At 43.7% G+C, this 25,763-nt stretch carries 21 protein-coding genes; 16 read left to right on the top strand and 5 right to left on the bottom strand.

What is annotated here, in order from left to right; translation table 11 throughout:
• Positions 1-69: 69 nt before the first annotated feature.
• Both H2O73_RS14185 and H2O73_RS14180 read left to right on the top strand, forming a co-directional pair.
• Positions 70-1,521: a sigma-54-dependent transcriptional regulator gene (locus H2O73_RS14185; protein ID WP_182109521.1), complete on the top strand. Its 1,452-nt coding sequence runs from the start codon at positions 70-72 to the stop codon at positions 1,519-1,521.
• Positions 1,511-3,556 carry a sensor histidine kinase gene (locus tag H2O73_RS14180; RefSeq protein WP_182109520.1) on the top strand — a complete coding sequence of 682 codons (2,046 nt, stop codon included), beginning with the start codon at positions 1,511-1,513 and terminating at the stop codon, positions 3,554-3,556. Before H2O73_RS14185 ends, H2O73_RS14180 begins: the two co-directional genes overlap by 11 nt.
• Before the next feature lie 138 nt (positions 3,557-3,694).
• Here H2O73_RS14180 and H2O73_RS14175 read toward each other — a convergent pair whose 3' ends face one another.
• Both H2O73_RS14175 and H2O73_RS14170 read right to left on the bottom strand, forming a co-directional pair.
• Positions 3,695-4,573, bottom strand: a complete 879-nt coding sequence (locus tag H2O73_RS14175; RefSeq protein ID WP_182109519.1) for a mechanosensitive ion channel family protein — start codon at positions 4,571-4,573, stop codon at positions 3,695-3,697.
• 1 nt (position 4,574) lies between these two features.
• Entirely contained in the window at positions 4,575-6,935 is a 2,361-nt protein-coding gene (locus H2O73_RS14170; RefSeq protein ID WP_182109518.1) for an AAA family ATPase, read from the bottom strand.
• A gap of 387 nt (positions 6,936-7,322) precedes the next feature.
• On the opposite strand from H2O73_RS14170, the gene H2O73_RS14165 reads away from it, so the two are divergent.
• The gene (locus H2O73_RS14165) at positions 7,323-8,915 is read left to right on the top strand and encodes an ABC-F family ATPase (RefSeq protein WP_182109517.1); all 1,593 of its coding nucleotides are present in this window, start codon (positions 7,323-7,325) and stop codon (positions 8,913-8,915) included.
• Positions 8,916-9,013: 98 nt separating this feature from the next.
• Here the strand turns inward: H2O73_RS14165 and H2O73_RS14160 are convergent, their stop codons facing one another.
• Complete coding sequence (locus tag H2O73_RS14160; protein WP_182109516.1) at positions 9,014-10,933, bottom strand: methyl-accepting chemotaxis protein; 1,920 nt, start codon at positions 10,931-10,933, stop codon at positions 9,014-9,016.
• Between the two features lie 138 nt (positions 10,934-11,071).
• On the bottom strand, positions 11,072-11,902 hold the full coding sequence (locus H2O73_RS14155) for a formate dehydrogenase accessory sulfurtransferase FdhD (protein WP_182109515.1): 831 nt from the start codon (positions 11,900-11,902) through the stop codon (positions 11,072-11,074).
• A gap of 179 nt (positions 11,903-12,081) precedes the next feature.
• Between H2O73_RS14155 and H2O73_RS14150 the strand changes: the two genes are divergently transcribed.
• From H2O73_RS14150 to H2O73_RS14095, 12 genes are all read left to right on the top strand, one after another.
• Positions 12,082-12,531 (top strand): DUF3305 domain-containing protein, encoded by a 450-nt coding sequence (locus H2O73_RS14150; protein WP_182109514.1) that lies wholly within the window; start codon positions 12,082-12,084, stop codon positions 12,529-12,531.
• On the top strand, positions 12,521-13,141 hold the full coding sequence (locus H2O73_RS14145) for a DUF3306 domain-containing protein (protein ID WP_182109513.1): 621 nt from the start codon (positions 12,521-12,523) through the stop codon (positions 13,139-13,141). The genes H2O73_RS14150 and H2O73_RS14145 overlap by 11 nt, the downstream gene beginning before the upstream one ends.
• A gap of 183 nt (positions 13,142-13,324) precedes the next feature.
• Positions 13,325-14,986 carry a 4Fe-4S dicluster domain-containing protein gene (locus H2O73_RS14140; RefSeq protein WP_182109512.1) on the top strand — a complete coding sequence of 554 codons (1,662 nt, stop codon included), beginning with the start codon at positions 13,325-13,327 and terminating at the stop codon, positions 14,984-14,986.
• 9 nt (positions 14,987-14,995) lie between these two features.
• Positions 14,996-15,622 (top strand): TorD/DmsD family molecular chaperone, encoded by a 627-nt coding sequence (locus H2O73_RS14135; protein WP_368737164.1) that lies wholly within the window; start codon positions 14,996-14,998, stop codon positions 15,620-15,622.
• Positions 15,623-15,685: 63 nt separating this feature from the next.
• Complete coding sequence (locus H2O73_RS14130) at positions 15,686-15,883, top strand: twin-arginine translocation signal domain-containing protein (RefSeq protein WP_182109510.1); 198 nt, start codon at positions 15,686-15,688, stop codon at positions 15,881-15,883.
• 15 nt (positions 15,884-15,898) lie between these two features.
• Entirely contained in the window at positions 15,899-18,754 is a 2,856-nt protein-coding gene (locus tag H2O73_RS14125) for a formate dehydrogenase subunit alpha (protein WP_182109509.1), read from the top strand.
• 12 nt (positions 18,755-18,766) lie between these two features.
• Positions 18,767-19,375, top strand: a complete 609-nt coding sequence (fdh3B, locus tag H2O73_RS14120) for a formate dehydrogenase FDH3 subunit beta (protein ID WP_182109508.1) — start codon at positions 18,767-18,769, stop codon at positions 19,373-19,375.
• A 14-nt stretch (positions 19,376-19,389) separates the two neighbouring features.
• Positions 19,390-20,439, top strand: coding sequence for a formate dehydrogenase subunit gamma (locus H2O73_RS14115; protein ID WP_182109507.1), 1,050 nt, complete (start codon positions 19,390-19,392; stop codon positions 20,437-20,439).
• Positions 20,423-20,839: a hypothetical protein gene (locus H2O73_RS14110; RefSeq protein ID WP_182109506.1), complete on the top strand. Its 417-nt coding sequence runs from the start codon at positions 20,423-20,425 to the stop codon at positions 20,837-20,839. Before H2O73_RS14115 ends, H2O73_RS14110 begins: the two co-directional genes overlap by 17 nt.
• Positions 20,840-21,030: 191 nt before the next feature.
• Complete coding sequence (locus H2O73_RS14105; protein WP_182109505.1) at positions 21,031-21,570, top strand: hypothetical protein; 540 nt, start codon at positions 21,031-21,033, stop codon at positions 21,568-21,570.
• A gap of 98 nt (positions 21,571-21,668) precedes the next feature.
• On the top strand, positions 21,669-23,108 hold the full coding sequence (locus H2O73_RS14100) for an OmpA family protein (RefSeq protein WP_182109504.1): 1,440 nt from the start codon (positions 21,669-21,671) through the stop codon (positions 23,106-23,108).
• A gap of 352 nt (positions 23,109-23,460) precedes the next feature.
• Positions 23,461-24,681 carry an ammonium transporter gene (locus H2O73_RS14095; protein ID WP_182109503.1) on the top strand — a complete coding sequence of 407 codons (1,221 nt, stop codon included), beginning with the start codon at positions 23,461-23,463 and terminating at the stop codon, positions 24,679-24,681.
• A 35-nt stretch (positions 24,682-24,716) separates the two neighbouring features.
• On the opposite strand, the gene H2O73_RS14090 is transcribed toward H2O73_RS14095, so the two are convergent.
• Positions 24,717-24,896 (bottom strand): hypothetical protein, encoded by a 180-nt coding sequence (locus H2O73_RS14090; protein ID WP_182109502.1) that lies wholly within the window; start codon positions 24,894-24,896, stop codon positions 24,717-24,719.
• Between the two features lie 120 nt (positions 24,897-25,016).
• Between H2O73_RS14090 and cobB the strand changes: the two genes are divergently transcribed.
• A complete protein-coding gene (gene cobB, locus H2O73_RS14085) occupies positions 25,017-25,748 on the top strand; it encodes a Sir2 family NAD+-dependent deacetylase (protein WP_182109501.1) in 732 nt (243 codons plus the stop codon).
• Positions 25,749-25,763 lie beyond the last annotated feature (15 nt).

Raw genomic sequence — 25,763 nt, 5'->3', positions numbered from 1 at the left:
ATTGCTCGATCCCAGTAACAAAACCTTGGTACACTCTGACCCATAACTGAAAAACATCGAGTTTAAGATATGTCTACATCTTTAGATGCAAGTAAATCACTCCAATACCAAGCATTCTCCGTTCTTGTGGTTGACGACGAGGCTGGGATGCAAGCGATACTTAAAAAAGCACTGAGCAAATGGTTTTCGAAAGTGGACACCGCTGGGAGTATCGAACAAGCAGAAACACTGCGCCTCGCCAACCATTATGATCTTATAATTTTAGACATTAATTTGCCTGGGCGTTCTGGTATTGAGTGGGAAGAAGCGTTTAATGATGATGAGCGCCGAGCAGAAGTAATTTTCATGACAGGTTATGCCGATCTTGAAACTGCGATTTCGGCGTTAAAGCTGGGTGCAACTGATTTTATTCTTAAACCTTTTAACCTCAGCCAAATGTTGCAATCGGTTCAACGTTGTATGGATAAGCGGCTCAATGAGCGTTTGCAATACGCGCTATCTAGAGACGTAAAGCGCCATATAATCAGTGAAATTGCCGGCAGATCAGAAAAGACCAAACAGTTGCGTCAACTGATCAGCCAGTTTGCGCCTTCACGCGCGTCGGTATTGATTGAGGGTGAGTCGGGCACAGGTAAAGAACTTGTGGCTCGAGGTGTACATGAAGCCAGTGGTCGTAACGGCCCATTTGTCCCGGTTAACTGCGGAGCAATTGCGCCAGAACTGCTAGAAAGTGAATTGTTTGGTCACACCTCTGGTGCGTTTACCGGCGCTAAGAAAGGCAGAGAAGGTCTTTTTAGAGTGGCCAATAGTGGCACCTTATTTTTAGATGAAATCGGCGAAATGCCTTTGGCAATGCAATCTTCTTTATTGCGTGTGCTAGAGCAGCGAACCATTCGTCCGGTTGGCAGTGAAAAGGAGATCAGTATTGATGTTCGAGTGGTTGCGGCGACCAACCGAAACCTGCAAGAAGAAGTGGCGAAAGGGAACTTTCGTGAAGACTTATTCTATCGTTTGAACGTACTTAAAATTGATGTTGCACCACTGCGTGAACGCAAAAAAGATCTCAATGAACTCGTGCCATTCTTTACCAAAATGCTCTCTGAAGAGCTAGGTGTTGGCGACCCAAACTGGGCGCATGAAGATATTGAAGCAATGAATAAGTATGATTGGCCGGGTAATATTCGCGAACTAAAAAACTTGATAGAACGTTGCATATTGTTAGGCAAGCCACCTGCGCATTATTGGCGCGAGCTCAATATTAACCAAGTTCAAAACCACATATCCATGACAGTGACCACAGGATCGCAGTTAATCGATGTTGCTCAGCCAACGCGTGAAGCGGGTAAAGGTTATCCGAACTCTTGGACACTAAAAGAAGTTGAAAAATCGCACATCCAACAGCTTGTTGATTTTTATGATGGCAACAAGTCCGCCGCCTCTCGCGATTTAGGCGTGGCGCGTAAAACGTTAGAGCGCAAATATAAAGAGTGGGAATCAGAGGGCTCTGATTATGCCGAATAATGGCAATATTGATCATAGTGGGTTAATTGGTAAGTGGCGCTACCGCTTTAAAACTATGGTGCGTTATCGATTAATGATCCTTACGTCAGCACCGATTATATTAACTCTGATGGCGTTAATTGGGATTACCATCTATTGGTCGATACATTACACATGGCAAAGCACTTTAATTGATGTCTCGGAGCGATTAGAAGTTGCCAATAACAGTATTGAGCTTATTCAGCAAAAACAAGCTAACCATATCGATGCCTTTGCAGAGTCCTACGATTTTCGCATTCGCTTAGAGAGTGGGCTTGATAAAGCTGCGCTACAGAAATGGGTGTCTCAACAAAAGCAACGTTATAACCTCGACTTTTTGTGTTTGCATCAAGTTGACCAGAATGAAGACTCTTTTGATTACTCGGCATTAACTCAACGTGACTCTTTCTTTGATTTGCTCTCTTATCAAGAGCTGACAAAATTAGACCAAGACCTCGGCACACGCGCTGAAGTGGCGATGTTAGATTCACAGGCGGTTGAAAATCGCGGATTAGTCAGCCGTACTGTGATACCCGTTCACGATAGCCAAGGTGTGTTGGTGGGGTATTTAGATGGGGGGTTACTGCTTAATAACAGTACGATCTTAGTCGATCAAATTCGAGATCTAATTTACCCAAGTGAACAAGATTACTTGCGCCCAATAGGAACACTAACCTTGTTTCTTGGGGATCTACGTGTGAGCACTAACGTGCCATTAAACAGTACTGATCATGTAGGACGCGCCATTGGTACTCGTGTCTCTGATCAAGTACGACACGCTGTTCTTGATAATGGTGAGCAATGGGTCAACCGCGCATTTGTTTATGACGCTTGGTACATCAGCGCATATCAGCCCATTCTAGACAATAACGATCAAGTGATTGGTATGCTTTATACCGGTTACTTGATGTGGCCGTTCCTCAAAGCATACGTCACCAATATTGCTGAAATTAGTTTTACCACCATTTTCCTACTGATTATTTCTGGAATAATGGTCTACCGTGGGTCACGCGACTTATTTAATCCAATAGAACATATCCACCGTGTGGTCAAAATGATCCAACTGGGTAAAGAGACCCGAATCGGTCACCTTGGTTTGGATGATGAGCATGAGTTGGCTCAGTTGGCGAAACAGTTTGATAATATGTTGGATCTCTTAAGACAGCGCAAAAATGAGCTGAAATACGCCGCGGTTGAGTTAGAAGGCAAAGTGCAGCAGCGTACTGCGAGTTTAGAAGAGAAAACTGCCGAGTTAGAGCTGCATATTCAACTGCTCAATCAGACTCGAGATAAGCTGGTTGTTCATGAAAAGCTGGCGGCGCTAGGCGAACTAACCGCAGGTATTGCGCACGAAATTAATAATCCAAGTGCGGTCATATTAGGTAATGTCGAGTTAATTCAATTTGAATTGGGCGAAGACGCTAATCGTGTTCAAGAAGAGTTAGATGCGATACACACTCAAATTGATCGCATTCGAAATATTACTCGGAGTTTGTTGCAATACAGTCGTCAGGGAGGGGTGCAAGATGAAATTACGTGGCAGCACGTTAACCCGATCGTTGAAGAGAGTGTCACCTTAGTAAAAACGGGTAGCAAGAAGCGTGATATCGAGTTTGTGACCGATTTGCGAGCGCATAGCTCAGTAGAAATTAACCGTCACCAGCTCTTGCAGATATTAGTCAACCTGCAAATGAATGGTATTCATGCCATGCAGGGAAAAGGACAATTGAGCATTACCAGTGAAGACTGGTTGGAACATGGCGAAGAGAAAGGCGCGTTAATTCACATTGAAGATCAAGGGACAGGGATTAGACCTGAGAACATCAAACGAATTTTCTCACCATTTTATACAACCAAACGAGAAGGTACAGGGCTAGGGCTTTCCGTTTCACAAAGTATTCTTAGCCAAACCGGTGGCGAGTTAACGGTTGAGTCAGAATGGGGTAAGGGTAGCCGCTTTACCATTCGGTTACCCAAGAAAGCAGAGATTCATCTGTTGGTTTCGACCAAAGGTTAATTTCGTTAAAGGTAATTGTGTTCTAAATAAAAACCGCCGTGATGGCGGTTTTTATTTAACTAGAGCTTGAGTTGGCTGAGTACAGTGGGACTCAATACGATAGAGACATTACCAATAGCAACTCAACCCACCGTTCGTTTATCCAGCATTAACCGCAATCTTAGGTGGTTTGATACTGTGCTTGCGAAATTCTTTCATTACGCGAAGGGTAATGTCAGTTTCAAACAGTTTTTCATACGCGGTATCGACAACGTACGCTTTACAAGTCAATTGAATCGCCAAGTAGTTATCAGCCATTGTTTGCCTAACTAGTACCGTGACCGGCTTAGGTAGGTGGATATAGCGGCTTGAAGAAGCGGCTTCTTGAATCAAGTCGCGTGCGAGAGTAATGTCCTCGTCCATGCTGATGTAGAAGGGGATCACAACCTGCATATCTAAAGCTCCATAGTTACCGCTGACCACGACTTCGTTTAGAAACTTGTTGTTAGGGATAGTGATGATGTCATCATTGAGCGTACGCATACGAACAGAGCGCAAACCAATCGCAATGATATCACCGTAATTGCCTTCAAAGGTGACGCGGTCACCTACCTGAAACGGTCTGTCTACCATAACGGTGATCCCGGCAATAAACGACGCTGCAAGGTCTTTGAGCGCAAAACCAACCGAAACCGCTAACGTACCGCCGATGAGCGCCAATATTTGATCGTTAATACGAAAGCTCATCATAAACACCACAATACCGGTAGTCATGTAAATGAAGAACTGGGTAAATGATTGAAGCTTTTGCAGCAACATTCGATATTGAACGAATTGGCTACCAAAGCTTTCGACCATTGAGTTCATGAACTTAAGCAGCAGCCAAGTCGCCGCAATAACAAACATTGAGAAGAATACGCCGCTCCAGCGAATAAGACTCGCGATCTTTGAGATGTTCTCTACATTGGCGATCTCTTCTGTTGCCATACAAGGCATGGCAAGCAAACTGATAAACAGTAGGGTTATAATTCTTTTCATACTACTTCACCAATAGATGTTGACGGTCAAGAACGTTGGTTATGTGACGGAACCAGTGATCAGAGATGCGTGCTTGATCTTCACTCCACTCAATGTACCCACGGCTTTGGAAATAACGCAAAATCCCGGTAATTTCCGCAATACTCAATTGAGTACAGTCAGAAAGAATTTCAGGTGACGCAATTTCAAGTTGTATGATGGAGCGCATTACCGCCAACATTGGCTTAGGCATGTTTTCTAACTCTTGCGATTCCGGCACATGGAACAATCTTACAACCGCTTGCTCAGTCTCTTTATTACGGTTGATAGAAAGACGGAAGAAACGCAGAGCGACGGTTGGGTTACCATCGGAGTAATGCCATAAGATACGGTAGAAGCCTTGTTTCGCGCGATCTTCTTCACTCATTTCATCTTGGTCCCACTGCTTAGGCACGATCAATCCTTCAAAGGAGAGCGGCTTTTCTAATTGCTTGTTGATGCGGCTATCAAGTAATTGACCGATTTGTTTTTCATTCCAACGCGGTAGGAAACAAACTAAGTCAAACAGTAAGCGTTCTCCACGAGCACGGTCTACAAAACGCCAGCTTGACTTAACGATGGAGAAGACGATGCGATGGTTTTTCTTTGAGCGGCGTAGCAGGTTAGTGAGACGCATGAGATCACTCAATCCACCGACCATGGGTTTAACAAGGCGATGAGCGTTATCAATTGCAATTAGGTAAGCGGTATCACTTTTACGTAGGTAAGCGAGAATTTGTATTTCACTCGCATCTTCATCCAAACCTAAACTTAAAGCGAGCAGTGACAGCAGCTCTACATAGCCGGAATAGGGGCAGCTTAAATAAAGCGGCTCTGCATTCGATACTTTATTGAGCATGCTATTAAGCAGCGTAGTTGCCCCAATACCGCGTTCACCAGAGACGACGCAAATTGCAGGGCTGTCTGACATCAAATAGCGCGAAAGCTGTTTGATTTCATCATTGGCGTAATGAATCAATTCGCTGTCAATACTACCAGGAAGCACGTAGTCAAACACCTGCTCGCCTTTTATGCGCACCAAGTTTTGCTGACCCTTGTCGATATCGGATTGTTTCGCCACTTCAATACGAAATAGATAGGCAAGTGCTTGGCTAAACAAAGTTGAGCGAGAGAGCAAGCCCATAAGACGATGCTTAATTCCATCAATAATGAGCCAAACAATACCTACCGCGGTTGCGGCTATGTTTAACAAAAAGGTATTTTGGCGATTAACTGCCCAGTTAACCCACACAGGTCGCTCTGTGTGATGGCTTAACGCTTCGAATACTTTATTCCGCCACAGTTTAAGAATGGATATGGTGACCAAAACGAACCAGAAAAACAGTGCGCTGTAAATCCAGCTATAAATGGTGCCTTTACCGAGCGTACGAATTGAAATCTGTAAGATGACACCCGCGATGATAATGCTCCACACATAGCGGCGAATAGTCGATAAGCGGAGCGCAATCACCTCACGTGAAGAACTGCTACTGTTGCGGTAGGCAAATTCGAGAATAAAGCTGATTGCAATTGATCCGCCGAGAACCCACCAAGTGAAGATCTCTAACAATATTAAATGCTGCAAACTCGGGATTTGCGATAGTACCCGTAAAGAGAGCGTAATAGCGATAAGCCACGCAATGGCACGGTGTGCTCTACTGGTGTACCAAATCAATCTTACCCATAGAGGAGGGTTAGATTTACTCTCCAGTTGGCTGACACGAAACAGATCAATCAAACGTTTACTGTTTGCCAACCACCAAACTAAACCGAAGTAGATGAACAACACTTTAAGCGCCGCCCAAATAACAGGAATAGGTGAGATAAAGATATCTTTTATCAACGACTGGAAGCTTCGTATTTGGAAATAAACCAAATATTCCGCATTATGCTTAGTCAGTTGCCATTCTTGCTTAAACTGAGTTACACCGTAAGGACCGAAACCCGTCAATCGGTCTCTATTGGCAGGGTTGGTTAACCCAAGCAAAATTTGCTTACTTTGGTTTAAGCTGGTTAACGAGAAGTAACTGCTTTGGACACTGTTCCATGCTTCATCAGAGCTGTTCGCGCGAAACTCTTCTAAATGACTGGCGAAGTCCGTAATTTGATCTCTTTGGATACGCAGGACCTTTGCCAGTAATAAATTGACCTGACGTTTGTCTTTCTGCGTCATAAAAAGCGGTTCAGGTAGTGCTGAAACCTGTTGTGCTATTTCATTTGCCTCAGGTGAGCTCTGAGGCTGGGGTTTAAAACCATATTCATTGTTAGCAAGGCTAGGAACCGCAACTAACAAGCACGCTAAGACTAATACTCGTAAGTAAAAGCCGCGCAAGTAATAATGCATATATCACTCTTTTAAATAGTTATGTTGGAATTATTGTAGTTGTTTTAGCGGAAGAGATAGCTCCGCTCGATAAAATGAGGGGGAGGGATTGTATTGAGAAAAGTGAGATCTGTGTCAAAGTTATGTCATAATGCATCTGAGCTGCTATGGCTGTCATTTAGTTTGGTGGTGGTCTGTAGAAGTAGTAATAATCGTAAAAGTCGAGTTTTCATTTTTAGCTAAGCCATAAGGAAACGCCCATCATTGGTGACCTGTTAACACGTTTTGAATCCGCGATAATTCGTCAGCTAAATAGGCTAAACTAAAAACAAAACTTGCAGTTAAGGCGCTTTATCAGTAACGTTGCGCCGTTTTCCCCCCTTTAATTCACTAGCTAAGGTACAGGTTTTGATCTCCACTGCTAATATCACGCAACAATTTGGCGCTAAGCCACTATTTGAAAATATCTCAGTTAAATTTGGCGAAGGTAACCGTTACGGTCTTATCGGCGCAAATGGCTGTGGTAAGTCAACGTTTATGAAGATCCTTAGTGGTGAACTAGAGCCAACTGGCGGTAACGTTAGCTACGACCCAAATGAACGTGTTGCGAAGCTGAATCAGGATCAGTTTGCTTATGAGCAATACACAGTTATTGATACTGTCATCATGGGCTATAAAGAACTGTGGGAAGTAAAGCAAGAACGTGAGCGTATCTACTCTCTACCTGAGATGAGTGAAGATGACGGCATGAAAGTTGCCGATCTAGAAGTGCTATTCGCAGAAATGGATGGCTACATGGCTGAAGCGAAAGCTGGCGAGCTTCTTCTCGCGGTAGGTATCCCTGAAGAGCAACACTTCGGTCTAATGAGTGAAGTGGCTCCTGGTTGGAAACTGCGTGTTCTATTAGCACAGGTTCTTTTTGCAGACCCGCACATCATGCTACTAGACGAACCAACCAACAACTTGGATATGGATACAATTCGCTGGTTGGAAGAGACGCTAAACCAACGTAACTGCACAATGATCATCATTTCGCACGACCGTCACTTCCTAAACTCAGTTTGTACTCACATGGCTGACTTAGACTACGGTGAGTTACGTCTATTCCCAGGTAACTATGATGAGTACATGACGGCTGCTAGCCAATCACGTGAACGTCTATTGTCTGATAATGCGAAGAAGAAAGCGCAAATTGCTGAACTGCAAACCTTCGTAGCACGTTTCTCTGCAAACGCATCTAAAGCGAAGCAAGCGACATCACGTGCTAAGCAAATCGATAAAATTAAGCTTGATGAAGTAAAAGCGTCTAGCCGTCAAAACCCATTCATTCGTTTTGAACAATCTAAAGAGCTATTCCGTAATGCACTAGAAGTTGAAAACCTAAGCCAAGGTTTTGAAGAGGACTTGTTCTCAGACTTTAATGCTATTTTCGAGGTAGGTGAGCGTGTTGCCATTATCGGTGAGAACGGTGTAGGTAAAACGACACTATTGAATACGCTTGCGGGTGTGTTAGAAGCTCGTACTGGTCACTACAAGTGGTCTGAAAACTCAAACATCGGCTACTACGCCCAAGACCACGCTCATGACTTTGAAGAAGACATGAACCTAATGGACTGGATGGGACAATGGCGTCAAGAAGGCGACGATGAGCAAGTGCTTCGTAGCTTCCTAGGTCGTATGCTGTTCTCTCAAGATGACATCAAAAAGTCAGTAAAAGTACTGTCTGGTGGTGAGCAAGGTCGTATGCTGCTTGGTAAGATCATGATGCATAAACCAAACATGCTATTGATGGATGAACCAACCAACCACATGGATATGGAATCAATTGAGTCATTAAACACGGCTCTTGAGCAGTACAAAGGTACACTGTTCTTCGTATCGCATGACCGTATCTTCGTAGACTCTTTGGCTACGCGTGTATTAGAGATTCGTGACGGTAAGATTAACGATTTCCGTGGTACATACGCTGAGTTCTTACGCTCTCGTGGTATTGATGGCTAATTGCAAAGTTTAAATGAGAAAACGGGCTTATAATGAGCCCGTTTTTTTTGCCTACTATTTGTGTCGCCTTCGCTGTTATGTGTGTTTAGCGATAGGTACTAATAGCGGAACTGAGCAACCAGAGAATCCAGTTTGCTGTTGACTTCACTTACTTGCTCGCTATATCGAACAGACTCTTGAACTTCTTGGTATGTGTCACTTGCCAGCGAAGCTATCTGAGTAATGTTCCTATCGATTTCGTTAGAGACCATAGATTGCTCTTCTGACGCCGTTGCAATTTGAGCATTCATACCAAACAGATCTTCTATTTGTTGATTGACCTCATCGATCGCATCCACTACTTGCAAGGTGTTCTGCATCGTCGATTCTGCTTGCTGCTGGCTTGCTGCCATAATGGACACTGTAGTTTGAATTTGGCTTGATAGGTTACTAATCGTTGATTCAATTTGTCGCGTCGAATTATCTGTCTTCATTGAAAGATCACGCACTTCGTCAGCCACCACAGCAAACCCTCGACCATGTTCTCCCGCGCGCGCAGCTTCAATTGCGGCATTAAGCGCGAGCAGGTTGGTTTGCTCTGCAATACCTTGAATGGTTGATACTACTGAGTTGATTTGATGGCTTTGCTCTTCGAGTTGTTCGATCAAGCTTTGGGAGTTGGCAATGTCGACTGAGAGTGTTTGCATGCTCGAACTTGCTCTATGGGTTATATCTCTCGCTAACTGAGAGGAATCTTTCATATTTGAGGCACTGGCGGCGGCATGCTCAATATTAGAGGTGATCTCATGGCTGGTGTGCACCAACTGATTGACGGCAGTCGCTACACTTTCGGATTCAATTTTTTGCTGCTCTGCGTTGCCCATACTTTTGTTCGCTGATAGGGCACTCAACGATGAGCTTTCATCGAGTACATCTTTCGCCTGAGCCACATCTTTAATCAAACTGTGTAGTTTTGACGTAAACGTATCGAATGAACCGGCAAGCTGCGCAAGCTCATCTTTACCCGTCGCGTTCATTCTAACAGTCAAATCGCCATTACCTTTTGCAATGTCATGCATCATGGTATTGATCATTTGGATACGCCCTATGATATTGCGACCGATCAGCATCAATAGCCCAGAGAGGATCAATGCCAGCACGCCACCAAAAACATGCAGTTGCATTTTGACTTGGTCGGCTGCTAACAAAATGGAAGATTCGATCTCTCCTTGAAGAGATAGGATTTCTTTCTCTGTTGTATGAACGGTACTCCTTAGAGCACCGCGAATCCCAAGGCTTGGACTTAATCCCAGTTGGGTATTTGCTTTAAACAAATTGACCAAATCGGTTTGATAGTTATTAAAGGAGCTCTGCAACATCGGCAAGTAGGCAAACTGCTGATAAAAAGACTGCAAGGATTCCGCAAGCTCCAATTCGGTTCGTTCAGATGGGTAGGCGAGGTACTGGAAGTCTTTTTCCATTAATTCTGAGAGCTTGAGCTTGGCTTCGAGGTTGTTAAGAGAAATTACTTCATCACGTAATAGCTTTCTCGAATCCGTCAACTTATTTACCAACGACTGTCCCGTTGTTTTGGAATCGATGATCTCTATTTGATTGACTAATTGCCCAAACTTAACGCCATATTGTTCGAGTGTAGCGGTGATGACATTTATACGCCCATCCAAACCGAGATTGTGTTCCTTGATTCGTTGTTCAAGCTGCCTCAATCTTTCAGTCAATTGAGAGAAAGTTTGGTTAAAACGTTGTTGATATTTAATATCATGACGTGCAATAAAATCTTTTTCATGACGTCTTAACGTCAGCAAATCTATTTCTGCCTCGGCATTTTCAACAGACGCGAGCTCTAACTCATGCATATTGTTGAGACTGTACTGTTCGAACATGCCATAGCAGATGACACCAACAAGCAAAATAGCATTTATCGCGAGAAGTTTGGCTTTGATAGTCCAGCGATCAAAGAAGTTTGTGGGTTGAGTATGGTGTTCGGATCTGGATTTCGATTCGGTGCTTTGAAACATAGTTTCTCCTAGAGACTGACGTTTAAAGCCGCGTTGAATAGTTTTTGTGGTCGCGGATATTAAACTAATAGCACTAGGGAATGGTTTTGCAACTAAAGTAGGAAATAAAAGCCCCTAACTGATTTAGGGGCTTGAAGGCTATTCTGCTTGTTCGCCTTTGACATCAAAGGTAATTTTCTCAGCGCCAGTGAATACTTGGAAACGTAATCCTTTCGCACGAGCGATGGTGGTAATACCAAACTTCTTCGCGAGATCTAACCCCATTTGCGTCACACCAGATCGTGAAAGCAAAACCGGAATACCCATTTGAGCCACTTTGATCACCATTTCAGAGGTGAGTCGACCCGTGGTATAGAAAATTTTGTCTGCGCCTGACTCTTCGTTGAGCCACATTTCACCAGCCAAAGTGTCTACCGCGTTATGTCGACCGACATCTTCGACAAACGACAGCACTTGATTGCCTTTAGTTACCGCACAACCATGAACGGCACCAGCTTTTTTATAGGTATCGTTATAATGGGTTAATGCTTCTAAGGCGGTGTATATTTCAGATTGCTTGATCGGTGTCTGTGGGACTTGATAGTTTTCAAGCTGTTTCATCACATTACCGTACATAGTGCCTTGTCCACAGCCAGAAGTGACCGTTTTCTTTTTCAGAGCATTCTCTATATGTTCGGTATTTTCTTTGGTAATAACCGCAGCGCTGCTGGTTTCCCAATCAATAATTACCGATTCAATCGCACTAGGATCTGAGAGGAAACTTTGGTTTTTCAGGTAACCTAAAACTAACGATTCAGGGCGAGAGCCAAGGGTCATTAGCGTGACAACTTCTTTCCAGTTAAGCATAACGGTCAGAGGACGTTCACAAGCAACCTCTTTAACCAGTTTTTCGCCATATTCGTCGTACACTTCGACTTCGATAGTTTGCAGAGGGTTCTCACTGGTTTTGATTATATTTGGTTTAACCACGTTCGTTCCTATTTGTTTAAGCTCAACAACGGTTTGAGCAATGCTTATGAGCAAAGTTTGCTGAATCGATGCTATTTATCATACATCAAATAAGCAATAACTGTTCCTAAACCGTAGAGCGGGTAGGTTTGGGAATGAATATTGCTTAAAATAACCAAAATGAAAAAGCAAGGTGAACTATGTCTACTTTAACGCTTGAGAAAACAGAAGAGCTTTGGCCTATTGAATGTGAGCTAACTGCCAACGAGATTTCGACTGGAAAGTGGGTCACCATTCAGCAGCAATTGACGGGGTTTAACTTAAAACCAGGACAACAAAGCGACAAACTTACTCTTTTGCAACTGCATAAAGATGAGCGCACCGATTATCGCTTTAATTTAAGCTCCCAACAGCCTAAGCTTTTTTTAGTACTCGATACGTTTGATGGTGATGAGCAGGCCAAGATTGTTACGCTTACAGCCTCACAAAACGTGGCCTCTCGTTTTATGGATGGCGAGTATTTAGTGCTTTCAGACGATATGCCTCTCGCAGTTCAAGCTTGGATGGAAGCCTATATTGGTCGCCATGGTGAGTTATTAGAGATGAGACGTAAGAAGCGCAAAGGAGCGGGACGTTCAAATGGTAACTAGTTTTATAAGCCGCTGGTCTAAACGCAAGCTTGATGAAAAAGCTCACGAACTATTAAACACAGAAAATCAGCCTGTTACTGACGAAGAAGTGCTTAACACTGTGGATGAACAATCCCATCTAGATAGCAACGCTGTCGATGAGGTAGATTCCAATGCTGCCATCGCTACATCAGAGGAAACCGTTTCAAGCGCGCCTGAAAAGCCAGAAGAGATGTCGATAGCGAGTCTATTGGCTTCGGAAGCAGAACAAAGCGTAAAGAAAGCCGCATTAAGAAAACTCTTTCTATCTGAAGAATTCAATGTTCGTGATGGTTTAGATGATTACGATGAAGATTACAGTAATTTGAAGACGCTCTCACAGAGTGTTGCGGAAACACTTCGTGAGTGGGTGAAAGAGAAACCTGAAGATGAGGTGGATCCTGAGTCTACAGCCGTTGCAGGTACGAACACTGATGAGCAACTCGAAGAGCAACAACCGTTGCAGTCAACTCAAGATGAAGACGTGGCTTCAGATGTCGATCAAATCAGTGGTGAGACTTCAAATGAGGGAGTTGAATCTGCTGCTGACGATAACGTCGAAGGTGATGAGACAAAATATACCACACTATAATTAGGTACATTTTGACTATATCAATAAGTTACCGGTTGGGACAAAATGTCTCATCCGGTTTTTTTGTCTGTGCACCATTGCTCGTCTCGTTGTAACTTGTTGATTTTGAATTAAATAAAAGTTGGTACGCCATTTGCTATTGTTAGGGTAGTCAAATATCCGGTTGCAACCTGGAATAGAGCAATGCTTAAACAACTACTACAAGAAGCGACATCAAACAATGGTAAAGCAAGACTTTACGCGTTTGAGAACACAGTTGAATTAACAAATTTAATCCCACCTACAGTCAGCTATGAAAGTGGCGGTCATACTCTAATTGTTGGTCCGACCGCAATTATTGAAAGTGCGGCACAACAACTAGACCAAATGAAGAGCTTAACCTTGCTATCTACCGATGGTGAGAAGGGCACACATGCAAAATTGTACTTCGCTAATTCAGTTGAAGTCTCTGGTTTTCTTGGCGCTTTTGAAGTTCAGATTGAGAATAAACTACTACGCAGTAATCTAGCGGAAGTTGCCATCGGTCATGATTGCTTTGATGTGGTACTCGATCTTTGTCTAAACAGCTGTATGACTGAAGAAGTACCGGTACCGGGATACTATCCTGTCGGTCGTGGTTATCCTAAATTGGCTGATGCTTTGGAAGAAATTCCAACCCTAATGGGCACATTTGATAAGCCTAAATATTTCCGTCTTGATACTGACTTATGCGCGCACAGTTCTCGTGGCGTAAAAGGTTGTGAGCGCTGTGTTGACGCTTGTCCAGCAGGAGCGCTGTCAAGCCAAGGTAGTGACACTACAGGTCATCGAATTGAGATTAACCCGTACCTTTGCCAAGGTGTGGGGACGTGTGCAACAGCTTGTCCTACTGAAGCGATTCATTACGCATTGCCAGATCCTCAAGATACGCAAAAATTTATTGAACGCACGCTAGCGAATTATGAAAAAGCGGGCGGTCTTGATCCTATCGTGCTTATTTGTAGCTCTCGCCATGAAAGTTACAACGTAATGGCATTGAAAGCACTTCCAGATAACGTTATTCCAATTGTGGTAGAAGAACTGCCTTCGGTTGGTATTGATACTTGGTTTGCTGCACTCGTTAACGGTGCGACGCAAGTTCTGTTTGCCGCTAGCCGCTTTATGCCACCAACCATTATTCGTATCTTGAACAACGAAGTCGCTATTGCTCAAGAACTATTAAGCCAATTGGGTATTCAAAAAGAGTGTATCGACATTCTATACCTAGAATCACTACGTGAAGGTCCTCCAACACTATGTACAGATTCATTTGATCTCGCATTGGGCGATTTAGAAGGGAATAAACGCCAACGTTTATTTACCGCTTTAGACGCATTGGCTATTTCACGTATCCCGGTTGAAAACGCGGTTGAGCTTGCAACAATTGCGCCTTACGGAAACGTTGAGTGTCAATCGAGCGACTGTACATTATGTATGAGTTGTGTCGCGGTATGTCCGACACGCGCCCTTCATACTGATGGTGAATCACCTTCACTTAAGTTTGTTGAGCAAGACTGTATTCAATGTGGTCTATGTGTCAAAGCATGCCCAGAGAAAGTGCTTTCTCTAACGCCTCGCATGAATTGGGATAAAGAAGCTCGTCAATCTGCACGTGTTATTCATCAAGAAAAAGCAGCGGAATGTGTTCGTTGCCACAAACCATTCGCTCCACAGTCTATGATTGATATGTTGCAATCTAAGTTACGCGGTCATTCTCACTTCTCTGATGAAGCTGCAATCAACCGAATTGCAATGTGTGAAGACTGCCGTGTAGTCGATATGTTTGAAGCGATGGCTGCAGACCCAATGAAACAAATGAAATACTAGGAGATGGGTGTGGAAAATAACAACGAACAAGCAACACTGCGCCAAGATATCTACTTACTGTTGGCTTCACTGTTTCGTCAAGCTCCAGCTCCAGAGCTGATTGCATTTGTCGCTGAACTGGACATTGAAGAGAGTGAGAGTGCTATGCAAAAAGCATGGCTCGCTCTGAAACAAGCGGCAGTTGAGAGCGATCAAGAAGCACTCGAAGATGAATATCAAAACCTGTTTATTGGTATTGGTCGTGGTGAGGTGATGCTATTTGGTTCTTGGCATATGGCAGGGGCTTTAATGGAGAAGCCACTGGCAGATATTCGTCAAGATCTTCAGTTACTTGGGTTCGAGCGCTCTGAAGAGGTAAAAGAACCAGAAGATCATATCGCGGCACTTTGTGAAGTCATGGCGATGTTGACTGAAGAAGAAAGTGCCACTCAACAATTGTTCTTTAATAAACATTTATCGCCTTGGTTTGAGTCTCTAGCGACACAAATCGAGCAAGCAAAAAACGCTAAATTTTATTTGGCCGTTGCTCAGTTATTACGTGCGTTTGGTACGGTTGAGCAAGTGCAGTTTAGTAAAAATGTAAAAAGTAAAACCCATTTAAAAATTGATGTGAAAAACGTAACTGAGTACGAGTAATAACGTCGATAAGAGGGGCTAAAAGCCTCCAAAATACTACCTTAAGAGGGTAAGGAAGCAACCATGAAAGATAATAATGAAATAAATACAAGCCGTAGGGATCTCCTCAAAGGCTTAACAACTGCTGCCGTTGCTGGTGCAGTTGTCGCTGGGACAACTAAAGTGGCAACTGCTGCAGAAACTGTAGAAATTAAACCTGACGTAAAGAAGAATGGCTATCGTGAAACTCAGCATGTTCGCGATTACTACGACTCACTGTAATTAGGAGCATAACGCATGAAACTAGTTAAACGCTCCGACACTGTGAGCAAAGAGCAAAACCAACTTGGTGTTTCTCGTCGTACATTTATGAAAAATTCATCGCTTGCTGCTGGTGGCGCGGTGGTTGGTGCAAGTCTATTTGCACCGGGTATGATGAAAAAAGCACAAGCTAAACCTGTAGACCCAGATGCGAAAACAGAAGTGAAACGTACTATCTGTTCTCACTGTTCTGTAGGTTGTGGTGTTTATGCAGAAGTTCAAAATGGTGTTTGGACAGGTCAAGAGCCTGCGTATGATCACCCGTTCAACGCTGGTGGTCACTGTGCTAAAGGTGCAGCGCTGCGTGAACACGGTCATGGTGAACGTCGTTTAAAATACCCAATGAAGCTTGAAAACGGTAAGTGGAAAAAGCTTTCTTGGGAAGACGCGCTAAACGAGATCAGCCAAAAAGCGCTCGACATCCGTGAAGAGTCGGGTCCTGATTCAGTATTCTTCCTTGGTAGTGCAAAGCACAACAATGAACAAGCGTACTTGTACCGTAAAATGGCGTCGCTTTGGGGTACCAACAACGTTGACCACCAAGCGCGTATCTGTCACTCAACAACTGTAGCCGGTGTAGCAAACACTTGGGGTTACGGTGCGATGACCAACTCTTTCAACGATATGCACAACTGTAAGTCGATGTTGTTTATCGGCTCTAACCCTGCAGAAGCTCACCCAGTAGCGATGCAGCATATCTTGATCGCAAAAGAAAAGAGCAACTGTAAAATTGTCGTAGCGGATCCACGCCGTACGCGCACAGCAGCTAAATCTGACCACTATGTTTCTCTTCGCCCAGGTTCTGACGTAGCCTTCATTTGGGGTGTTTTGTGGCATGTATTTGCGAATAATTGGGAAGACAAACAGTTTATCCAACAACGCGTATTTGGTATGGATGAAATCCGTACTGAAGTTGCTAAATGGAACCCAGCAGAAGTAGAACGTGTTACCGGCGTTAGCGAAGCTGACGTTTATGAAACGGCGAAACTTCTTTCTGAAAACCGTCCTGGTTGTGTTGTGTGGTGTATGGGTGGTACTCAACATACTACTGGTAACAACAACACACGTGCTTACTGTGTACTTGAACTTGCGTTAGGTAACATGGGTAAATCGGGCGGTGGTGCAAACATTTTCCGTGGTCACGATAACGTACAGGGTGCAACTGACCTTGGCGTTCTATCTGATACGCTTCCTGGTTACTACGGTCTTTCTGAAGGTGCATGGCGTCACTGGTCAAAAGTTTGGGACCTAGATTTTGAGTGGGTTCAAAAACGTTTCGACAACAATGAGTACGGCGGTCAAAAACCAATGCACAGTGCAGGTATTCCTGTTTCTCGTTGGGTTGATGGTGTACTTGAAGACAAAGATAAGATCCGCCAGCGCGAAAATATCCGTGCCATGTTCTACTGGGGTCACGCTGTGAACTCTCAGACTCGTGGTCCAGAGATGAAAAAAGCGATGCAGAAGTTGGATATGATGGTGATTGTTGACCCATACCCAACTGTTGCTGCGGTAATGAATGATCGTACAGACGGCGTTTACTTACTACCTGCAACCACTCAGTTTGAAACACACGGCAGTGTAACGGCATCTAACCGTTCACTACAGTGGCGTGATCAGGTTATTCAACCGCTGTTTGATTCAAAACCTGACCACGAGATCATGTACCTACTTTCACAAAAACTAGGTATTGCTGATCAACTGTTCAAAAATATTAAAGTAGAAAACAACCAGCCTGTTATTGAAGACATTACTCGTGAATTCAACAAGGGTATGTGGACAATTGGTTACACAGGTCAAAGCCCTGAGCGTTTGAAAGAGCACCAACAAAACTGGCATACGTTCCACAAAACTTCGCTAGAAGCGGAAGGTGGTCCAGCAAACGGTGAAACCTATGGTCTACCGTGGCCATGTTGGGGTACACCAGAGATGAAACACCCTGGTACTCACATTCTTTATGATACGTCGAAAACTGTCGCAGAAGGTGGCGGTAACTTCCGTACTCGTTTTGGTGTTGAGTTTGAAGGTCACAATCTACTTGCTGAAGATAGCTACTCAAAAGGCTGTGAAATTCAAGATGGTTACCCAGAGTTTACTGACAAGCTGCTAAAACAACTTGGTTGGTGGAATGACCTAACTGCGGAAGAAAAAGCGGCTGCGGAAGGGAAAAACTGGAAGACTGACTTGTCTGGTGGTATTCAGCGTGTGGCAATTAAACACGGTTGTATTCCATTTGGTAATGCGAAGGCGCGTGCAGTCGTTTGGACGTTCCCAGACCGCGTACCATTGCACCGTGAACCACTGTACACACCTCGTCGTGACCTCGTTGCTGATTACCCAACATGGGATGATAAAGAAGCAATTTTCCGTTTACCGACGATGTACAAATCTATCCAGAAAGAAGATAAGTCAGGTGAATACCCAATTATTCTAACTTCTGGTCGCTTAGTTGAATACGAAGGCGGTGGTGAAGAGACTCGTTCAAACCCATGGTTGGCAGAACTACAACAAGAAATGTTTGTTGAAGTGAACCCTAAAGACGCAAATGACCTTGGCTTTAAAGATGGTGATGATGTTTGGGTTGAAGGTGCAGAGAAAGGCCGTATCAAGGTGAAAGCGATGGTGACTCGTCGTGTGAAACCTGGCTTGGCATTCCTTCCATTCCACTTTGGCGGTAAGTTCGAAGGTGAAGATCTTCGTCATAAATACCCTGAAGGTAGTGATCCATACGTTATCGGTGAAGCAGCGAACACTGCGACCACTTACGGTTACGACCCTGTTACGTTGATGCAGGAAACTAAAGTAACCCTATGTAACATTCGTAAAGCGTAAGGAGTCTGACTAATGGCACGAATGAAATTTCTATGTGACACCAAACGCTGCATCGAATGTAACGGTTGTGTGACCGCATGTAAAAACGCAAATGATTCGGCACTTGAATGGGGCATTCAACGTCGTCGAGTTGTTACTCTTAACGATGGTGAGCCGGGTGAAAACTCAATCTCAGTAGCTTGTATGCATTGTACAGACGCGCCTTGTATGGCGGTTTGTCCAGCAGACTGTTTTGAACACACTGAAGATGGCATTGTACTGCACAATAAAGATCTGTGTATTGGTTGTGGTTACTGCCTATTCGCTTGTCCATTTGGTGCACCTCAGTTCCCTAAACAAGCTTCGTTTGGTGAACGCGGTAAAATGGACAAATGTACTTTCTGTGCAGGTGGTCCTAACACCGAACCAGGTTCAATCGAAGAGCAAGAAAAATACGGTGCAAACCGTATCGCGGAAGGTAAATTACCTATGTGTGCGTCTCTATGTTCAACGAAAGCGCTATTAGCGGGTGATGCAGAAAAAGTTTCTGATATCTTCCGTCAACGTGTTGTTCAACGTGGTGCAGAGAACGCAGGCTGGACAAACGGTGAAGATCTTTCTTTCGACGCAACTAAAAGCTAAGTTTGGAGAGAGATATGACACATCTGTTTAAACGTCTCTCTCTTGCAGTGCTGCCATTATTGGCAGCACTGGTGATGGCTTTCTCGCTGCCTGCGGCAGCGCAAGAGTCAACGCCAGTTGCACAGAAAGAGATGGCGCAGCTTGCTGGTACACAATTCTGGAAAGAAGTACGTGAAGGTGAGTCTGGCTATACAACGTCTAAGTCCCCTGAGCACGGTGTTCTGATTAGTACGCCAGGCGAGACTTGGTATGTACTAAAAGAGAAATGGATGTCTCCGGCTGGTGCAGTAGCGATCTTCGGTAGTATCGCGATGGTAATCATGGCGTATGTATTTGTTGGTCCGCTAATGCTGAGCAAACCACGCACCGGTAAGAAACTGAAGCGTTGGTCACGTTGGGACCGAGCACTGCACTGGAGCATGGCGTTTACATTCCTAACGCTTGCATTCAGCGGTTTAATGCTAGTTTATGGTAAGCATTTCTTAAAGCCTTATGTACCAAGTGAGTTCTGGGGTTTTGTGATTATGCTAGCTAAGCAATACCACAATTACGTAGGACCATTGTTCTTTGTTTTACTTACTTTTGTTCTGCTCAAGTGGTGGCGCAAGTCTATCCCAACCATGACTGACGTTCGTTGGTTCATGAAAATGGGTGGCATGGTTGGTAAGCACAAAGGCACGCATCCTTCTGCGGGTTTCTCTAACGGTGGCGAAAAAGCGATTTACTGGTTGCTAATAGGCTTTGGTGCTATCGCTGCGGTAAGCGGCTTGGTCCTTGATTTCCCAATCTTTGGTCAAACCCGTCGCGACATGGAAATCTCTAACTTAGTTCACATGTTCTCAGCATTGATCCTGATTTGTGGCTTTATCTTCCACATCTATATCGGTCTATTCGGTATGGAAGGTGCACTTGAAGGTATGGTAACAGGTGAAGTTGACGAGACTTGGGCGAAAGAACACCACGACTTGTGGTATGAAGAAGTTAAAGCCAAAGAAGCGATGGGCGAGGCAAAGCCGAGCGAAACAGTGCAAAAAGGAGTAAAAGCTGATGAACAAACCTCATAATGGTATTTGGGTTGCGTACATCCTAAGCTGCTTTACGCCTTTCACATTCCTTATCTCAGGCGTAATCGCAATTATATATGCGGGTTACCGTCTGGATAAGGGCGAAGATGATGATGTTGTTACCTCGCATTACTACGGAATAATTCGTACGTTTTTCTTGTACTTCACATTCTTCGTTGTGCTTATTGTAACGGTAGCAACAACCAATGGTGTATTAGAGGGTATCGAACGTTACTGGTTCCATAATACACTGCTGGATAAAATTGCTTACGCAATTCCAGTGGTTGGTGGCGTATTTGCTATCTTAGCGATTCTTGTTTGGTTTATGCGTATGTTCCAAGGTATGCAACAACTTAAACGACACAAGCCACACCGACCGTCAACAGGTCCAAACCTGTAAAAACATCGATCTAATTGAAGCCAGTCACTATATGACTGGCTTTTTTTTTGCTTCAACTAAATCATAGTGACATGAATATTTCATTCTAATCTGTCGGTTGGCTAGGTAAGTCACGCTTAAGTCTGATTGTGTTTTTTATCAACATAACAAATACTTATTGGTTACAAATTAAGACCAAGGATAGAGACGCAATGAGATGGATTTTATGGGTTGTGGTAACCAGTGTGTCATGGACAACCTATGCAAAAGATACCATTAATAAATATGGTGACTTAGAAGTGGAAAGGCTTAAAAACGCCGGTTGGTTTGCCTCTTTGTCTGAAGTGAGTATGGTTGATGAATTGGAACTGACACAGAAATTTTCCGACATACTGCGAAACTGTAAGATTGAACATCAACACACTTCTCATCAACACAATCGTCAACAAGTAAACGAGTGTGTTGATGAGCATTTCAGTCAATATTTAGAGATGCCTTTAAAAGACCTTCGCAACTGGGACAAGCAACGTGAGCTGTTAGAAAGCGACAACGAGAGCATAGATGAAAGATTAAAAGTATTAGAAACACGGTTTGTTCAAATCAGTGAAAAACAGACATTAACGGAAGCGGATGTGCAGCAAATAAATCAAATCATGCAACAGATGAGCACTCTCGCTTTGGAGAAAGCGAATGTGACCAACCGCCATACGGAAGATGTTTCTCCATATATTGAAAATATTATTAATAATTAGAAAACAGTCATTTATGCAATGAACAGCTAGCAGTGCGAGTCAAGGTGTACAAAATCACGCGTATCGCTATCAATTGGGAAGTTAATAAAGGAACAAGGATGAAGAAGATTGCCTTATTAGGCCGCTCAATGGTTTTTTCAATCGGTTTGCTGTGTTCGTACACAACAACCGCCAACGACAACTTATTTACTCAGTTACCAGACTCCAAAGTAGAGAAGAAACTACTAAGAAATTATTCACCTTATTGGCTGGTGAACGATGTGGCTGGCAATACCCCTAAGTCTGAAATTATAAAAGGAAAAGTTCGTCGAATTAATTACAAACTGCCTCCGAGTTATCTTCCTGAGCACGCGATTAACAATTACGTCTCTCAACTAGAAAAACATGGCGCAGAGTTGCTGTTCCGTTGCGATAAAAAAGAGTGTGGAAACTGGGATAGACTGCAGCAAATTGTTGGTCCACTAAATACCTTGTCGGAAAGAAACCCATCGTTAGTGACGGCTAAGCTGACGAGTGACGCAAAGAGTCTCTATGTCTCTATTTATGCGACTAACTGGAAAAATGGAATGAATGTCCAACTCGATGTGGTGGAAATCATTGAGGAACCATTGGATTTAGTCGCTATTAATCCGGCATTTCTTAATTCTGAAGTTAAACAGATCACCCACGAAGACCGTCTGAATAAAGACCAAAAAGGGTCGAGTGATCACCCTATGATCCAACGCCTACCCGGTGCTTATATCTGGGAATATAAGCAGCTTGGCTTTCAACAGACGCCTGTTGCCGTTGGCGCAAGCCTAAACGTCGAACAGCGAGAGGGGAAAATAACCTCTATCGGTTATCGATTACCGCGAACCTATTCAGAATATGAGGTAGACGCAAACTATAAAGCGGCTTTCGAAAAGCTGGGGTTTGAGTTACAAGCGTCATGCTCAGGAATAGAATGTGGTAATAAACGTAAGTTTGTCGATAAGATCAAATCCGTCGTAAACAACGGCAATGATAAGAGCCAAAAATATCGCCTGTATACATTGGATCGTGCGGAAGGTAACGTTCATGGTTTAGTCTATGTAATTGGTTATAAAGGCGCGTTATGGGCGGAAGTCCGTATCATAGAAGAAACAACGTTGGTGGATGATCGTGTTGAGATTGACCTCGATGGCTTGATTAACGGTATTGAGCAAAATGGGTATGTTGCGTTGGATGGATTGTTGTTTAAGTATGATAGTGATGAGATGTTGCCAGAGGCCAGCACAGTATTAGAAGTGGTAACCGAATACCTTAAAGGAAACCCTAAAGCTTTGTTTTATGTTGTTGGGCATACTGATGACAAAGGCACACAGCAATACAATACTTCACTATCAGAGCGACGTGCAAAAGCGGTGGTGAACGCTCTGGTTAATCAGCACCACATTCCTAAAGGACAATTAAGCGCAAAAGGTATGGGGGAGTTTTCACCCGTCGCCAACAATTTCCATGAGCAGGGACAAAAGCAAAATCGCCGAGTTGAATTGGTTGTTCGCTCCGATAACAAATAACCTTATTATTGTTTGAACCTTTGAAGTCAGTGGCGAATAGCGACTGGCTTTTTTTATGTCTGTTCGAATAAGTTGCGGTATTTACTAATATAAAGATGCTCAATCTCAACGCTTCATCATAGTGCACCATCACCAAATCAGTGCAATTCGAGCAAATAAAGTCACTTAGTAACAATATGCGCTGTCCTAATTAATGAAGTAACAACAATGAGTTAATCCATTCTTAAATGAGAGTATTGTAGTTGGAATGCAAATTGCTGTGAGAGTAGTCAATTATTTAAATTCACCATTTCGGTGAAGAAAAACGAAAGATGCACAGGATAAGTGCACTGTATAACATGGAGGGTAAACAATGAGTGTAACTGCTAGCCAGGTACATGGAGCTGTACAGACGCTAACACAGAGTTCCGATACATTATTTTTATTACTTGGTGCAATTATGGTTTTTTTGATGCATGCGGGTTTTGCGTTTCTAGAAGTAGGAACGGTGCGCCAAAAGAATCAGGTTAACGCACTAGTAAAAATACTGGCTGACTTTGGTATTTCGGCGATTGCCTACTTTTTCATTGGGTACTGGGTCGCTTATGGCGCGAACTTTTTTGCTGATGCCCAGACCTTATCGCAAGGTAATGGTTATGAGCTAGTGAAGTTCTTTTTCTTACTGACATTTGCGGCTGCAATTCCAGCCATCGTATCAGGAGGGATTGCTGAACGTGCGCGTTTTTATCCAATTTTAATCGCAACATTTTTTACAGTTGGTCTCGTTTATCCGGTGTTTGAGGGGATAATCTGGAATGGCAACTTTGGTATTCAGGCTTGGTTTGAAGCCCAGTTTGGTGTGGGGTTCCATGATTTTGCAGGGTCGGTAGTGGTGCACGGTGTTGGTGGATGGATAGCGTTAGTCGCCGTGATATTTTTAGGCATGCGAAAAGGGCGTATTCGTGCCGGTAAGCACACCAACTTTGTACCTTCAAACATTCCATTTCTCGCGTTGGGCGCATGGATTCTTTGTGTCGGTTGGTTTGGCTTCAACGTCATGTCAGCTCAAACACTGGAAGGTATTAGTGGTTTGGTTGCGATGAACTCGCTTATGGCGATGGCAGGTGGCATTGTCGCGTCATTAATTGCAGGCAAAAATGACCCAGGTTTCATTCACAATGGACCTCTAGCAGGGCTAGTCGCGATTTGTGCGGGTTCTGATTTAATGCATCCTATTGGCGCGTTAATAACAGGTGCAATTGCTGGCGTGTTGTTTGTTTACTTATTTACCTTTTTACAAAACAAAACCAAGATCGATGATGTATTGGGTGTGTGGCCTTTGCATGGTGTTTGCGGTGCTTGGGGTGGCGTTGCCGCTGGTATATTTGGCCAAAGTGGTTTCGGTGGTCTTGGTGGCGTGAGCCTAACGGTACAAATTTTAGGAACGATGCTTGGGGTTTCAATTGCTGTCATTGGCGCATTGATTGTTTATGGTGTGATTAATGCACTATTTGGTCTGCGTTTATCAGAAGAAGATGAGTTTAACGGAGCGGACTTAGCCATTCACCGTATATCTTCGACCAACGATGATTAATAACTTAAAGCGGCGCTAAGCCGCTTTTAAACTTTTTAGCAATTCCCTTTTTTTGCCTGTCCTGGAGGGCAGAACTTATAGTCGCCATTGTGGTGTTTATCGTTGTCTTTGGTACTAACTTTGACTTCGACATCATCTATCTCACCCTCTACACGTGTTAACTGACACCCCATTAAAGTGGTCAGTAACACAAGTACTAGAGATATTCTCAGCATTGCCTTTCCTCTCAAAAATTGCTTTCAATAGCGACCATTACGACCATGGTCTAATCCATATTACTACTGTTGTTATTCCTTAAGTGTTAAGCTTAAGTAAAAGAACAACAAGGATTAGTTATGGATTTCCCTTATAGAAATATTGTAGTACTTACAGGCGCAGGGATCTCGGCAGAGTCGGGGATTCAGACTTTTCGTACCCAAGATGGACTATGGGAAAATCACCGCATTGAAGACGTGGCGACGCCTGAAGGGTTCGAACGCAATCCAGATTTGGTGCAGGATTTTTATAATCAACGTCGTAGCAAACTGCAAAATGAATCAATACAGCCGAATACCGCGCACAATGCACTAGGGCGATTAGAGCAAGAGCTTGATGGCTCGGTTACGATCATTACGCAGAACATAGATAATCTTCATGAGAGAGGTGGCAGTGATAATGTCATTCACATGCATGGTGAATTACTAAAAGCTCGCTGTAGCGAATCAAACCAAGTTATTGAACATTCGGGTGATATTCATACGGGTGAACTGTGTCATTGTTGCCAAATGCCAGCACAGATGCGACCACATATAGTTTGGTTTGGTGAAATGCCCCTCCGGATGGGGGATATTTATGCTGCCATTGAGAAAGCCGATCTGTTTGTTTCAATCGGTACTTCTGGGGTTGTTTACCCTGCGGCGGGTTTTGTTCATGACGCACGAATGCACGGTGCTCATACGATTGAAATTAACTTAGAACCGAGTGCGGTTGAGAGTGAGTTTCAAGAGAAGCGATACGGTAAAGCAAGTATTGAAGTGCCAAAGCTTATTGAAGAAATTTTAGCGTCTAAGCATGCAAAACGAGCTTAAATTGTATTCCTGATA

The organism is Vibrio marinisediminis, from assembly GCF_014050145.1.
GTDB classification, from domain to species: Bacteria; Pseudomonadota; Gammaproteobacteria; order Enterobacterales; family Vibrionaceae; genus Vibrio; species Vibrio marinisediminis.
This window is presented reverse-complemented; position numbering and strand designations above follow the sequence as displayed.